Here is a 14,118-nt window from a genome sequence, read left to right on the forward strand (position 1 = left end):
GCCGAATGAGCATCCTCGGCGTATCGGCACCGACAGACACAGTCATGGACGCGATGAAGCAAGGCGGGCAGAGCTATGTGGAAATAGCAGACCTTGTAGACAAATCAGGGGATTATGTGTCCCGACTAATCGGTGCCGAAGCCGCAGTTGTTGTCAATTCCGCCTCAAGCGGCATCGCACTCGCCGTAGCTGCCATGGTAACGAAGGGCAACCGGCACGCAAGTCTGAAGCTGCACCAGGAAGTCATCCACAACAATGAAATCATTATGCTTAAAGGCCACAATGTGCAGTACGGTGCCCCCGTTGAGACAATGGTGTACCTTGGTGGAGGGAAGCTGATCGAAGCCGGATATGCCAATGAGGGCCAGGCTGAAGACATTGCAGATGCGGTTACCGATAAAACGGCTGCCATTCTGTATGTCAAATCCCATCATGCGGTACAGAAAAACATGATTTCCGTGGAGGAAGCTTGGCATGTCGCCCAGAAGTGCGAAGTGCCGCTCATTGTTGATGCGGCTGCGGAAGAGGACCTGCACAAATATGTGAAGTATTCGGATCTGGCCATCTATAGCGGTTCCAAGGCCATCGAAGGCCCAACCTCAGGCATTGTGGCAGGCAAACGAACCTATATTCAATGGTTGAAGGTCCAGCTTCACGGGATTGGTCGCAGCATGAAGGTTGGCAAAGAGACGACGTTTGGCCTGCTTCAGGCTTTGGATGAATACGCAGTCAAAGCAGACCGTAGTGAACAGGAAAAGGCTTCGTTGCAAGTGTTAATGTCTCTCAATCAGATTGCCGGGATTCAGGTATCGATTGTCCAGGACGAAGCGGGCCGGGCGATTTACAGGGGGCGCATCCAGGTCGACGAAACGAAGGCGGGGATCAGTGCCAAACAGCTTACTGAAGAGCTGAAGTCCGGTCCAATCGCGATTTATACGCGGGACTATGGCGTAAGACAGGGTTATTTTGATATTGATCCCCGCCCGCTGATGGGGGATGACATACAGGTCATTGAAGAACAAATTCGGAAGCTGACAGGAGGAAACGGCAATGTCTGAGATCGCAAAACGATTTTATAATCATCGGGTGGCTTTAAATGTGCTCGCCAAGGATATTAGGAATGCAAAAGAGGTTTTTGATGCGGCCGAGGGGCATGTTCTGGTTGGCGTGTTGTCCAAGGATTATACCACCGTGTCCGAAGCAGTTGAAGCGATGAAAGCCTATGGCCGGGAGATTGATAATGCCGTTTCGATTGGACTGGGCGCTGGCGACAACCGACAGGCTGCTGTTGTCGCCGAAATCGTCAAATATTTTCCGGGTAGTCATATCAATCAGGTATTTCCGGCAGTCGGCGCGACACGGGCGAATCTTGGAGACCGGGAAAGCTGGATTAACAGTCTCGTCTCCCCGACAGGTCAGCCGGGCTTTGTCAATATTTCCACGGGTCCAGTGAGCGCTGCCCAATCCGAGCTTGCCGTGGTGCCTGTACACGCAGCTATCGCATTGGTGCGGGATATGGGTGGTAATGCGTTGAAGTATTTTCCGATGCAGGGTCTGAAGCGGGAAGAGGAACTGCGAGCGGTAGCGAAAGCGTGTGCAGAAGCGGATTTTGCGCTGGAGCCTACCGGTGGCATAGATATGGATAACTTTGAAGTCATTCTCAAAATCGCACTGGAAGCGGGGGTTCCTCAGGTTATCCCACATGTCTATTCCTCCATTATTGATCAGGAGGGCCGGACCATTGTAAGTGATGTACAGATGTTATACGCATCGATGAAAAAGCTGGCGAAACAATATGGTTAAACGCGTAGGGGCTTTTGGCGAAGTCATGATGCGACTTGAAGTTCCCGGGCATGATCTGTTAATTCAGAGCAATCGGCTTAAATACTCCTTCTCAGGCAGCGGGGTTAATGTCGTGTCGGCGATGACACGTTACGGATACGCAGGCCTGTTGGTGTCGAGGCTTCCAATCAATCCCCTGGGTGATGCCGCCGAATCCTACTTGCGCGGACTTGGCCTGAGCACTGAGTTTGTGCTTCGGGGAGGGCAGTATATCGGGATGTATTTTCTTGAGAATGGTTATGGGGCCAGACCCGGACGAGTAACCTATTCCAACCGACTGGAGAGCAGTTTTAATATGGCGTCCGAAGGTACATATTCTTATGCGGAAATTGCATCAGGAATGGACGCTATCCATTTTTGCGGAATCACGCTGGCGATGAATAATTCGGTGAGACTGGCGATGAAAAGTCTGGCACAGGAGGTAAAAGAGCAAGGAGGCACGGTTGTTTTTGATTGCAATTATCGTCCTACTCTATGGGGTGATCCAGGTTATGCTATGGCAAAGCCGCATTATGAGGAAATGATGCATTTGTCCGATATCGTCCTGATGAATGAACGGGATGCCCTTCATATTCTGGGGTTAAATACGGACAAAGTACAAAGGGAGGAGCAGCTGGCTGAGCTGATTCCCATGGTTGCTGAACGTTATGCCGTGCGTACCCTAGCGGGAACACATCGTACCATATACAGCGATAATCGCCACTGCCTTCAGGGCTATATATTCAAGCAGGGGGCATTCGAGTTTTCCGAGCCGCTGACCTTTTCGGTTTATGACCGGATTGGCGCGGGGGATGCGTTTGCGAGCGGTATTATGTATGGTGAACTGGAGGGTATGTTGCCAACAGAGACGATCTCTTTTGCTGTAACAGCCGGAATGCTGGCACACACAGTAGCTGGCGATACGCCAATGGCTACCGTGGGGGATGTTATCCAGGCGAGGAACTGCACAGCGCGTGATGTAACAAGGTAAATGCAGAGATTGATATCAATGTGAAACAAAAAGCGCCGACAATAATGTCGGCGTTTTTCATTTGCTTATGTTGTACTAGGCCGCAGACGTCTTATCGGCATTGTGAAGACTCTGCGAGCGGCGCCCAAGCAGGTATCCTGCAAGCGAGGCCAGCATCTGCTGAAACACCATGCCGAGTACAACCGGTACGGCAACCGGTGGAGGGAAATACGATACAGCAAGCACCGCTCCAGCACTAATATTGCGCATGCCACCGTTGAACACAAGTGCGACCTGATCCGCTTCATTCCACCCGAGTATTCGGGCAATGAAATAACTCAGAGCATACCCGAAGGAGGCCAGAAAAATAATGATGGCTGCCAAACCAGCCAACTGCCAGTTAAAGTCAGCCAAATATGGAGCAACCACAGAGCCATTAATTGCGACAACCGCTGCCATGAACAATTTGGAGAACGGATTCAGTCTAGGTCCCCAGACCGGGACAATGGCACCTTTGGTCCATTCATTCAAAAGCATCCCAAGCAAGGAGGGTACAACGATCATCCAGAACAAACTGCTCATCATGGCTACTATATCCAGCGATACACTAGTGCCTATCAACAAGGATAATACGCCGGGTACAACAAAAGGAGCGAGCATCGTGTCAATCAGTATGATCGAGAGCGTCAGAGCAATATTGCCCCGGTAGATACTGACCCAGATAAAGCTGCTCACACCTGTTGGAATCACGGCTGCCAGAACTAGGCCCGTTATCGTATAGGCATCTGTTGGAAAGACCAGGTGACCCATACCCAGAGCAATCAGTGGCATCGCCAGATGCAAAATAAACAGACATACAAACAGTGGGAAAGGCTTCTTCAGCACGTTCACAAAATCCCGTATCCCGAGACTGATACTTCCGGCAAACGTCATGAACGCAAACAGCCAGGGCGACAAAAAGGTATAAGAAGAGAGAAGACTCCCGCAAAGAACGCCTATAATAATGCTGATTGGAGTAATCAGTGGCATGATGCGGTTCAAGCGTACATTTAAAGCCTGAAGCATATTCATGACATCCCTTTACCGTATGATTCCTTTATTATACATGTTAATAATGATGAGTGCAGATCCATTTGCAATAAAGCTGGCTGAGCGGGCTTGGAACGAAACAAATTAAAGTTTAACAAGGTTAGCTTCTGAAGAAATAGCGGCTCCATCCCCATAAAAGGTCGTTATACCGAAGTGGTTTTGATCACTTGCGGTTATCGTCTTTTTTCATGTTCTCATATTCCTTTCATTTCCTAACGATTGATAGATCCCCGAATTTGAGCTGGATGAATATTTACCTTCATACTAGCAAGACTATGTAGTGGATTTGTGTGTGTGATATGACAATTTTCGCATATAGAAGCAATGATTTCCCATTGTTTGACAAAGGGGTAATAAGTTTAATTGATTATTAATAGAAAAAAATATAGTTGCTCACTTTAATTTTAAAAATATGTTCTTATCAAAGGAGACCTGTGTGTGATGTCTGAACAAAATGGTAAAGTAATTATTATTACGGGCGGAGCGAGTGGTATCGGTAAAGAAACAGCGCTTCAGCTTTCGGCGCAAGGCGCAACGATTGTTGTTGCAGACTATAACGAAGAGGGAGCCAAGAAGCTAGCCTCTGAGATTGAAGCAGCTGGTGGCACAGCCGGAGCTTATAAAGTCGACGTGTCCAAAGGAGACGAGATCAAAGCCCTTATTGACTGGACTGTAGAGAAATACGGAACATTGAACGGGATTTTTAACAACGCGGGTATTGGACTCGTTAAGCCATTTCTGGAGATGGACCCGGAATCCTATCACAGAGTCATTGATGTAGACCAGCATAGTGTATATTACGGCATGTATTATGGTGCCAAAAAAATGGTTGAATTAAATGTACAGGGCACCATTGTAAATACGGCATCGATCTACGGCAGTATTGCCGCTGTGGGGAGCTTTAACTATAATGCAGCCAAGGCAGCAGTTGTAATGATGTCCAAATCCGGTGCGTTGGAACTTGCTGAACATGGTATTCGTGTGGTCGGTGTAGCGCCAGGCTTTATTGAGACACCGATTTTGGGTAATGACAGAGCAATGAAGGATGCACTTGCAACCCAACATATGCGCGGAGAGCTTATTCAACCGGAGAAAGTAGCAAGTGTGGTTACCTTCCTGTTTAGTGACGCTGCAAGTGCAGTGAACGGTACAACGGTTGCCGTAGACGATGGTTTCCTCAGCTTCAAAACGAAATAAGAAGAGTATAGTCAGGAATTCATGTAAGGGATTTATGTCCGAGAAAATAAAGAAAAACGGTGCAAACGAATCAATCGTTCTGCACCGTTTTTTGTTTCTGCTATAAGTAAAGGAATCATTATGAAAATAATTCTATATAGTCATCCCGGTAATTCAGAGATCATGATACAATAAGCAGGCGTGCGTATTTTATCATTTTGTGGTGTCATAGACAATCCGCACACCGAGAGAGCTATAGCTCTCTTCTTTGTAGTGACATTGGGAGCACGTTTTTGTAGCGCATAACGCATCACTATGAACTTGTAATTTTTCGTTGCAAAGCGGGCATTTATTTTCAAAAAGAGTCTTCAACACGTTAAACATGCTTAATCACTCATTTCGGATTAATTTACTTGGTTTTTATATTATAGCCGATTATTTTAATGGCGTATACTGTTTTTTGGATGATTTTTTACAAGGCAAGAAAGGAAGAAAAACCGATGGATACTCTGCTTTTTATCATCATGTTTATACTAGGTCTGGTCGGTTCCTTCTTCTCCGGTTTGTTGGGTATTGGTGGAGCCATAATTAATTACCCGCTGTTGTTGTATGTTCCTTCTCTAATGGGACTGGAGCCGTTCTCGGCACATGAGGTATCATCCATCAGTATGTTTCAGGTGTTTTTTGCCTCACTCGCTGGTGTGGTGGCTTACATTAGGAGAACAGGGAATGGGAAAAAGAGCGAAGCTCTCATTCATAAAGGTCTGGTGGCTAATATGGGCTCCAGTATTCTGGTCGGTAGTCTGATTGGCGGTTTCATATCCGGACATCTGAATGGAGAAGTCATCAATCTGATCTATGGCATCCTGGCCATAATCGCGATTGTACTTATGCTGATCCCGGGTAAGGGAACAGCGGGCTCGACTGAACAGCTGATATTTAACACTTATGTTGCGGCAGGGTCTGCTCTTACCGTGGGGATCGTCTCGGGGATTGTCGGTGCGGGTGGTGCTTTTATATTGATTCCAATCATGCTGACCGTGCTCAAGATCCCTACCCGCACAACCATCGCGTCTTCGTTAGCTATTGTGTTCATCTCAGCCCTTGGTGGGGTGGTGGGAAAGATTCTGGGTGGAGACATTCCGCTGGAGCCCATTGTTTATACGGTTATCGGGAGTCTGATCGGAGCTTCTCTCGGTTCCAAAGTAAGTTCGATGATGAATGTGAGACTGCTTCGGTATGGTCTAATGCTTCTCATCGCGATTACAGCAGTGAAGGTGTGGTCATCCATTTTGTAAAACCATATAGGATAGCAGCGTCCATGACGATTTCGTAACCAAACGGATGGAATGCCGTATAAAGGTTATGAACATGAGCTGGCGAATTTGTTTCATCATGAATTCACATCAGTTTTCGTCCATGGAGCATCCTCAAACTCCTTTCATGGATACATGTTTAACATTATTAGAAGTTGAGGTATCCATCCTATGAATAACGTACTTACAGATCATGCTGATGCAGGATATCGGCTGGCTGAGCAGAAGTCAACTCAGTATTTTACTTCTCTTCATGAACAACTTCTGGAAAACAACTATATCACCGCGTTGACGCAGGATATTAACTTATGGCAAAAAAATCACGTTCAACCTTTTTCCTGGTTATCTTTTTTAGCACCAAGTCAACGGAAACCGGATTCCCGGGATGCTCATAGATATATTCAGTGGCTGAATGTTACAGGCAAGCTGGATAACTACCTGGATCGCAGTATCTCTTATATATATATGCGGGATCTGGGCAAAGCGCTGGATTGTTCAGAGACACAGGAGCGAATCCAGCGCGTCGTTCGGGATACCAAAGCATACTTTATGCGTTCGAATACGCCCCATCGCAAGGAACAACCGGATTATATCAGTCTGGCCTCCTTATATCGCTGGGCTCAGAAGGAGAACGTGGAAACGGCCGTCATCTGGGTGATTAGCAAATTAAAGAATGTCGCTTCCAATATTCCGAAAGAACTGGACGCGGAACAGGCACAGCGCAAGTTACTCAAGATCATCCTTGGTGTTGTTCTGCATGTGAATGATGATATGAATGATGACACTCCACAGGCAGAACGCTCAGAGAGGCTGGACGCTGCGATTCGGCTTGGTTATTCTTACGGGTTAACCTATCCATTTATTGATGACCTTCTTGATTCACAGGCATTGACCGCACAAGAGAAGGAACAATATTCTCTTCTGATTCGAAATGCACTTCTCACCGGAATTGTGCCGGACATCGGCGAATGGAACGGAGCCAATCTCAAAGTCATTCAATATGTTCATTCCGAGCTGCGGGATGCGTTCGAGTATATCAAGAACTACCAGCGCCCGGAGACTCAGCGAACGTTCTTCGAGCAATCTTACGTATTCTTTCAGTCCCAGGAGATAGATCGCGCGAAGAAACTAACCAATGCGAATTATACCAATGAAGAACTTTATATTCCGATTATTATCAAATCCTCTTCTTCCAGACTCATCGTTCGTTCCGTCCTCAGTGCATCTGCGGATGAAAGTTTTGATCTGCGGACATTCTATTATGGCATTTACAATCAACTCGCAGACGATTTTGCCGATATGTTTGCCGACATGGAGGAGGGGGCGGTGACCCCGTATACCTACTATCTGAAATATCGTGACCTGCGGCCTGATCTGATCAATCCGTATGAACTATACTGGGCAGTTATCTCTTATCTGATTCATGAGGTGTACCATTCCGATGCGAAGACCCGTGAGGTTATACTGGATCGTGCGATTAATGGTCTTAAGCGTTGTAAAGAGCGTCTGGGTCAAGATCATTACAACGAAGTAATGAACATTTTTGCCTCTGGACAACCGGAATTCAATCGACTCATTCAGCAGATGGTACGAAAAGCCGATGATGTGGATTTTTTGGATAAATTACTGCGAGATCAGGTCATCATCCATTTGCAGAACGACAAGCAGGAAAAACAGGATTTTCTGGATACGATTCGCACGGTTCGTGAACAGATCAATATTGAATTGCAGATTCCCAAGCCAAGTGAGCTTCCAGAGATGAAAGAAACACTTATTGATGCTGCGAATTATAGTTTGCAAGGGGATGGGAAGCGGCTCAGGCCGATACTGACTTGGGTTATGGGTGTGCGTGAATATGGATTGCATGAATCGTCTATCATTCCTCTTCTGAGGTCACTGGAGTACATGCATACAGCTTCCCTGATCTTTGATGATCTGCCAACACAGGATAATGCTTCGACCCGGCGGGGCCGTTCCACCTTGCATCAGGTGCATAACAGCGCAACAGCAGAATTAACGGGTTTATTTCTCATTCAGAAGGCCATCGGAGAGCAATCTTCCCTCAAGCAGTTCGATGCCGCTACCGTTCTGACCCTGATTCAATATTCGGCTGAAAAAGCAGAAGATATGTGTATGGGGCAAGCCATGGATCTGAACGCCAAAGGAAAGGCACTGACATTGGAACAATTGAACATGATCTGTTTCTACAAAACAGGCATTGCTTTTGAGGCTGCACTAGTGATGCCTGCCATTCTGGCTCAGGTGAAGGAATCGGAAATTGCGACCTTGAAGAAGTTTGCATATCATTCGGGTATTGCCTTTCAAATCAAGGATGATCTGCTGGATCTGGAAGGGGATTATCTTGTACTGGGTAAACCGGCAGGTCAGGATGTGCGGAACAACAGTTCAACTTTTGTGTCGATTCTGGGCGAAGATGGCGCGAAGAAAGAGCTGTGGGAGCACTATTGTCTAGCTACCGATGCACTGAACGAAATGCCCAAACCGAATTCTTTTCTGAAACATTTGTTGGATTACATTATTGGACGGGAGCGGTGAAATCTTTTCTGACTACATCCCATTCCTATGTTCGGCATGGTTTATATGAAATAAAACAAAGTTGCCTGGATTCTATGTGAATAGAATCCAGGTCTTATTTTGCTTTAATGACACAAACGTTTAGAAAATGAGATGTTTCAACAAATAAAAAATCGGGTATTAAGCAAATATTGTGTTTATACACCAAAAGGAGAGCTTAAGATGCAGGTTCAAAAGGTCGATCATCACGAATTGTTTGAGCAGATTTATAATCAAGCACCTATTGGTATTGCACTTGTTGCTCCAACAGGACAGTGGATGAAGGTGAATCCTGTTTTTTGCAGTATGGTGGGTTATGCAGCCGAAGAATTAATAGGACTTCACTATAAGGATATCACCCATCCCGATGATTCTGCTCAGGACATGGTCTATGAGCGTGGGCTGTGTGATGCTAAAACGAAAGAGCACAGATATGAAAAGCGTTATATTCAAAAAAATGGAGATATCTTATGGGTATCGTTACATGTAACATTGGTTCGAAATGAAATTAACAATGAGCCTCTTTATTTTATTTGTCATGTTGTGGATATTACGGATCGTAAAACAACCGAACAAAAACTTCTTCAAACGGAAGAAATGTTCAAACTCATCTCCGACAATGCCCAGGAAATCATATATATTGCTACCTTTGACGGTGTTTGTCGCTACTGTTCGCCTTCCGTATATAATCTGCTTGGTTATTCGCCGGAAGAAGTGGTTGGGAATGACAATACCCTCGTTTTCCATCCGGAGGATATGGAAGGTGCTTCGCAGATCGATTTGAGCAAAGGACATCTGATGGACATACAGGTTCGCCACAAAGATGGGCATAACCTCTGGTTTGAAACCACATATAAGGTTATCGGTGACCCGGGGGAAGAACGACAGATTCTGGCAATTGGTCGGGACATATCGGAGAGAAAGAAACATGAGGCCATCAGCGCAGAAGCTGAACGGATTGCTATGATCGGCAGTTGGGAGTGGGACATGCTAAGTGGCCATGTTTCAATGTCGGATCAAATATATGAGATTTTTGAAATAGACAATAACAAAACCTATAAAGCCAGTGAGATCTTTTCCTGCATGGAGCCATCACAGGAACAGCGTTTGAAGAAATGTATCGAATCGGTGAAAAAAGGGGAGCCGCTTGATTTTGAATATCGGCATCTGGGGTCAGACGGTAAGCAAAAGTATCTTCATCTACGAGGCTTAATTACCTATGATGAAGATCAACAACCGATACAGTTGAACGGTACATTGCAGGATATCACGGAGCGTAAACTTGTCGAATTCAAACTGCAGGAATCGGTGGAACGCTATACTTCACTGAAAAAATATAATCATGATGCCATCATTTCTTTTGACATGAGCGGCAATATCATAAATGCCAATCCGGTAGCCATAAAAATGACGGGATGCCCGGTTGCGGAAATGATCGGAACAAGCATATCTAGGTTTATCGGGCTGTATCATCTTGGTCTGATCCTCAATAGTCATTATGAGCTGGCTGAAAAAGAAATCAATGCCATTCAGCACATCAATGGTTCAGAGACAGAAGTGCTGGCAACGCTTGCTCCCATCATTATTAATGAACAAAACGTAGGTTTTTACCTGATTGCAAAGGATATTACAGAGCAGAAAAAATTGCTTGTAGCCAAAGAGACTGCGGAACGAATGAACAAGGCCAAGAGTGAATTTTTAGCGATGATGAGCCATGAGATCCGTACTCCCATGAACGGGGTGATCGGAATGACGGATCTGCTTCTGGATACGCCTGGACTCAGCGGAGAACAAAAGGAATACATTGAGATCATCCAAAAGAGCGGGGATTCGCTGCTTGCGATCATTAATGATATTCTGGACTTTTCCAAAATAGAGTCGGGCAAAACCGATCTGATGGATGAACCCTTTGATCTCAGAGAAATCGTGACCGAGACGGTTAATATCGTAACACCAATGGTCCGAGAGAAGCAGCTGGATCTTCGTCTTAGCCTGGATGATGCCATTCCTACTCCCGTATTCGGGGATGCTTACCGTCTTAGACAGGTCCTCACCAACATCATAGGGAATGCTGTGAAGTTCACCTTGGAAGGCAGTGTAGAAATCGAAGTGAAGGTGATTGGACAAGAATATAATGATGTTCAATTTCAATTCAAAGTGATAGATACGGGGATTGGAATCCCGGCTGAGAAGAGAGGGCATCTATTTGAAGCCTTCTACCAATTGGAGAACTTCATGACTCGCAAGCCTCAAGGTACAGGCCTTGGGCTGGCGATCAGCAAGAAGCTGATCGAGCTTATGGGGGGAGATATCTGGATTGAAGAGTCCAGTGATCCCGGGACAACATTTGTTTTTACAGTTTCCTTTAAAATCAATACATTTGAGGAAATCAACAATTACGATCTTCAACTTAAAAAGAATAAGATGGATGTATTGCGAATTCTGATTGCGGAAGACAATGAAGTGAACCAGCTCGTGCTGCGCCGAATGATTGAGAAGAAAGGTCATCTTGCGGATTATGTAGTGAACGGTGTTGAAGCTGTGGAAGCTGTCAAACAAAATAAGTACGATATTGTTTTTATGGATGTGCACATGCCTAGACTGAATGGATTTGAAGCGACCAAAGCGATTAAGGAAGCCCTGACACCAGACACATGCCCATATATTGTAGCAGTTACTGCAAACGCAGTTAGAGGAGATATGGACAAGTGTCTGAAGGCTGGAATGGATGCGTATGTAAGCAAACCAATTAAAAGTGAATCCATTATGCAAGTGATGGAGGAGTTTTACAAAACAAAGAAACAAAAGAATCATCTGTGATTTGCAAACGAACATGAAAATCGAGAATATATAGTATGTATCAGTACAGACATGCCCATGGTTTAAGATTTCTTTATGTTGTATGATCGGATTACCTTTTGTTTGGCAAAAGAGCCGTTGACTTATCCTTGTGATAAGTCAACGGCTCTTTAACGTTAGATGGAAATCGGAGTGGATAGAAAGTGCTGAACAAAAGTTGACAAATATATAGTTAGGCGCCATACTACATCTATGACCAACCATAATAAAGAAACAAATGACATGTATCTCATCCCCTCGTTAGTACAAACGAAGCGACAGGTTGATCGCTATCAATTAGATGTTGATGCACAAGCCGTGCTTGTCGCATCCAGGCTGATGGTAGCGGGAGCCAAGCTTGGGCATGCCGCGGAAATTCACTTCTCCAGATTTGGTTTATCGACAGGTCGCTATCGTCTGTTAGCAGATCTAGAGGATAACGATGGCGAAGAGCTGCCCTCGCAACTCGCGGAAAATCTGGGCGTTACTCGTGCAACCGTAACTGGTCTAATTGAGATTCTCGAACGCGATGGACTGGTCGCTCGTCGGACGAGTTCCGTCGATGGCCGTCAGAAGTCAGTCATCTTGACAGCCAAAGGCGCCAAAAAGCTGACGGATATGGCTTCGGAGCATTTTGCCAGATTGGAAGCGATGGTCGGCTTGCTCACAATTGAGGAACGGAGTGTGTTTCTCGATCTGCTGGGGCGTGTAACCCAAGGCATCTCGGCACTTACAGATGAGTCAATCGACTTCTCTGAATCCCAATCCTAGGAGCATAGCAAGAAAGGTGAAACGGGCTAGATCAGCTAGCCCATTTTCATCACCATATAGTTAGGCTCCTAATTACATAGTGTAACAATAGGGTTTAATTTCAAATAAAAGGAGTAGTGATATGTTTAACCAAAAAGCCCCCGTTCGATCAGAGGAAAGTTATGCTGTTCGATCCGCACAGCCTCGCCAAAAACCGTTTGTGTTATGGCGAGAATTAATCCCAGCTTACTTATCGCCTGCCATTATGGCAAGCATCGGGGGAATCGTTACCGCTGATAAAGTGCTTCAGTTACGAGCCCTAACAACGATTGGAGGGGCGTCCCTGTTGATGGCTCTATGGATTGGACTCTGGCTGCGTAAGCGTGGAAGCCATACACGCTGGGTGGTGAAAACGCCTCGTGTGATCGTTGTGGGTTGCTTTGCACTTGCAGGCGCAATGCTTGGCCTTATGGCCTCGTGGGGGATTTCCAACGTGCTGCATATCGTAAACCCGAGTCTTTCATGGACTTGGCTTTGGCTGGATCATATCGGGTTCGATTTTCCCCTGTCTGGTGCATTAGCCTGCACGATCATGACCTGGCGTTGGAGAGCTTCCTTTAAAAATAAATGAATTCAATTGAGAAGGAGATATGAAAACATGATTACTATTATTGGAGCAACTGGTATGATTGGAAATGCACTTTTGAGACGTTTGATGGAAGGCGGCGTTCCCGTTCGGGCAATAAGCAGAGAGCCTGATCAGCTTCGTCAACAAATCGTGGACTTGGCATTGTCCGGTGTTGAACTTCGTATTGCCGATGCGAATGATCCTGAATCGATGCGCAGAGCTTTGGCGGGTGCCAGCCAACTATTCCTTGCGTTATCCAACAATCCCAGACAAGTGGAATTAGAGACATCCATTATCCAGATAGCTGCGCAAGAGGGAGTGAAGCATGTCGTCAAAATATCCAGTCCAGCTTATGAGGAACGTTCACCTGTAGCTATAGCAAAATGGCATGCCGATATCGAGCAAGCTCTCGTGACATCAGGAATTGCGTATACAATATTGCGACCTTATGCGTTCATGCAAAATTTGCTGCGTCTCGCACCAACCATAACAACCCAGGATATGTTCTTCGGCTGTATTGGAGATTCACCGTGCAACTTCATCGATTGCCGGGATATCGCAAATGTTGCCGCAGAAGTGATGACACGGTTCAAGTCGGTTAACAGCATATATACGTTGACGGGTTCCGAAACGTTCACCTATCCACAGATTGCAGATAAATTGTCCATTGTGCTCAATCGACCGATCGAGTTCGTTAACCTCAAACCTGAGGCGTTGCGAACGGATCTGATCGAACATGGACAGATGCCTTCTTGGCTCGCAGACCACGTTGTGGAAATCCAGACGATGTCTACCGTTGTGTCAGAGAAGCCGACAGATACCGTTCGACGCTTGCTCGGTAGAGAGCCTCGCTCGCTTAATGCATTCCTGGAAGAGTATCGGGATGCATTTAAACCGAGGCTATAACCATGCAATGAAATAAGGAGAATCCCCTTAATTATTCTTTAGGGGGATTC

Annotated in this window: 11 protein-coding genes; 10 read left to right on the top strand and 1 reads right to left on the bottom strand. The window is 45.8% G+C overall.

The genetic code is table 11. The features are described 5' to 3' along the window. Positions 1-5: 5 nt before the first annotated feature. From ACFTRD_RS09855 to ACFTRD_RS09865, 3 genes are read left to right on the top strand one after another with little or no spacing between them, the layout of a single operon-like run. Positions 6-1,058, top strand: coding sequence for a DgaE family pyridoxal phosphate-dependent ammonia lyase (locus tag ACFTRD_RS09855; RefSeq protein WP_379381270.1), 1,053 nt, complete (start codon positions 6-8; stop codon positions 1,056-1,058). Beyond that, a complete protein-coding gene (dagF, locus tag ACFTRD_RS09860) occupies positions 1,051-1,803 on the top strand; it encodes a 2-dehydro-3-deoxy-phosphogluconate aldolase (RefSeq protein ID WP_379379271.1) in 753 nt (250 codons plus the stop codon). The genes ACFTRD_RS09855 and dagF overlap by 8 nt, the downstream gene beginning before the upstream one ends. Then, positions 1,796-2,812 carry a sugar kinase gene (locus ACFTRD_RS09865; protein WP_379379273.1) on the top strand — a complete coding sequence of 339 codons (1,017 nt, stop codon included), beginning with the start codon at positions 1,796-1,798 and terminating at the stop codon, positions 2,810-2,812. Before dagF ends, ACFTRD_RS09865 begins: the two co-directional genes overlap by 8 nt. A gap of 75 nt (positions 2,813-2,887) precedes the next feature. Here the strand turns inward: ACFTRD_RS09865 and ACFTRD_RS09870 are convergent, their stop codons facing one another. Beyond that, positions 2,888-3,856, bottom strand: coding sequence for a bile acid:sodium symporter family protein (locus tag ACFTRD_RS09870; RefSeq protein ID WP_379379275.1), 969 nt, complete (start codon positions 3,854-3,856; stop codon positions 2,888-2,890). A 465-nt stretch (positions 3,857-4,321) separates the two neighbouring features. Here ACFTRD_RS09870 and ACFTRD_RS09875 point away from each other — a divergent pair, with 465 nt between their 5' ends. The 7 genes from ACFTRD_RS09875 to ACFTRD_RS09905 all read left to right on the top strand — a co-directional run bounded on the left by ACFTRD_RS09875 (position 4,322) and on the right by ACFTRD_RS09905 (position 14,068). After that, positions 4,322-5,077 (top strand): SDR family NAD(P)-dependent oxidoreductase, encoded by a 756-nt coding sequence (locus tag ACFTRD_RS09875; RefSeq protein ID WP_379379277.1) that lies wholly within the window; start codon positions 4,322-4,324, stop codon positions 5,075-5,077. Positions 5,078-5,556: 479 nt separating this feature from the next. Next, complete coding sequence (locus ACFTRD_RS09880) at positions 5,557-6,354, top strand: sulfite exporter TauE/SafE family protein (RefSeq protein ID WP_379379279.1); 798 nt, start codon at positions 5,557-5,559, stop codon at positions 6,352-6,354. 189 nt (positions 6,355-6,543) lie between these two features. Beyond that, positions 6,544-8,928 (top strand): polyprenyl synthetase family protein, encoded by a 2,385-nt coding sequence (locus tag ACFTRD_RS09885; RefSeq protein WP_379379281.1) that lies wholly within the window; start codon positions 6,544-6,546, stop codon positions 8,926-8,928. 201 nt (positions 8,929-9,129) lie between these two features. Continuing rightward, positions 9,130-11,766 carry a PAS domain S-box protein gene (locus ACFTRD_RS09890; protein WP_379379283.1) on the top strand — a complete coding sequence of 879 codons (2,637 nt, stop codon included), beginning with the start codon at positions 9,130-9,132 and terminating at the stop codon, positions 11,764-11,766. A gap of 231 nt (positions 11,767-11,997) precedes the next feature. Further along, complete coding sequence (locus ACFTRD_RS09895; RefSeq protein WP_379379285.1) at positions 11,998-12,555, top strand: MarR family winged helix-turn-helix transcriptional regulator; 558 nt, start codon at positions 11,998-12,000, stop codon at positions 12,553-12,555. Positions 12,556-12,676: 121 nt separating this feature from the next. After that, positions 12,677-13,165 (top strand): hypothetical protein, encoded by a 489-nt coding sequence (locus tag ACFTRD_RS09900; protein ID WP_379379287.1) that lies wholly within the window; start codon positions 12,677-12,679, stop codon positions 13,163-13,165. A 27-nt stretch (positions 13,166-13,192) separates the two neighbouring features. Beyond that, entirely contained in the window at positions 13,193-14,068 is an 876-nt protein-coding gene (locus tag ACFTRD_RS09905; protein WP_379379289.1) for an SDR family oxidoreductase, read from the top strand. Positions 14,069-14,118 lie beyond the last annotated feature (50 nt).

Origin of the sequence: Paenibacillus sp. NPDC056933, from assembly GCF_042674385.1 — a bacterium.
In the GTDB taxonomy this organism is placed as follows: Bacteria; Bacillota; Bacilli; order Paenibacillales; family Paenibacillaceae; genus Paenibacillus.

What these genes read in the sequence shown, in the direction of transcription:
- ACFTRD_RS09855 (WP_379381270.1), top strand. Translation starts at nt 6, where the DNA reads ATGAGCATCCTCGGCGTATCGGCACCGACAGACACAGTCATGGACGCG.
- dagF (WP_379379271.1), top strand. Translation starts at nt 1,051, where the DNA reads ATGTCTGAGATCGCAAAACGATTTTATAATCATCGGGTGGCTTTAAAT.
- ACFTRD_RS09865 (WP_379379273.1), top strand. Translation starts at nt 1,796, where the DNA reads ATGGTTAAACGCGTAGGGGCTTTTGGCGAAGTCATGATGCGACTTGAA.
- ACFTRD_RS09870 (WP_379379275.1), bottom strand. Translation starts at nt 3,856, where the DNA reads ATGCTTCAGGCTTTAAATGTACGCTTGAACCGCATCATGCCACTGATT.
- ACFTRD_RS09875 (WP_379379277.1), top strand. Translation starts at nt 4,322, where the DNA reads ATGTCTGAACAAAATGGTAAAGTAATTATTATTACGGGCGGAGCGAGT.
- ACFTRD_RS09880 (WP_379379279.1), top strand. Translation starts at nt 5,557, where the DNA reads ATGGATACTCTGCTTTTTATCATCATGTTTATACTAGGTCTGGTCGGT.
- ACFTRD_RS09885 (WP_379379281.1), top strand. Translation starts at nt 6,544, where the DNA reads ATGAATAACGTACTTACAGATCATGCTGATGCAGGATATCGGCTGGCT.
- ACFTRD_RS09890 (WP_379379283.1), top strand. Translation starts at nt 9,130, where the DNA reads ATGCAGGTTCAAAAGGTCGATCATCACGAATTGTTTGAGCAGATTTAT.
- ACFTRD_RS09895 (WP_379379285.1), top strand. Translation starts at nt 11,998, where the DNA reads ATGACCAACCATAATAAAGAAACAAATGACATGTATCTCATCCCCTCG.
- ACFTRD_RS09900 (WP_379379287.1), top strand. Translation starts at nt 12,677, where the DNA reads ATGTTTAACCAAAAAGCCCCCGTTCGATCAGAGGAAAGTTATGCTGTT.
- ACFTRD_RS09905 (WP_379379289.1), top strand. Translation starts at nt 13,193, where the DNA reads ATGATTACTATTATTGGAGCAACTGGTATGATTGGAAATGCACTTTTG.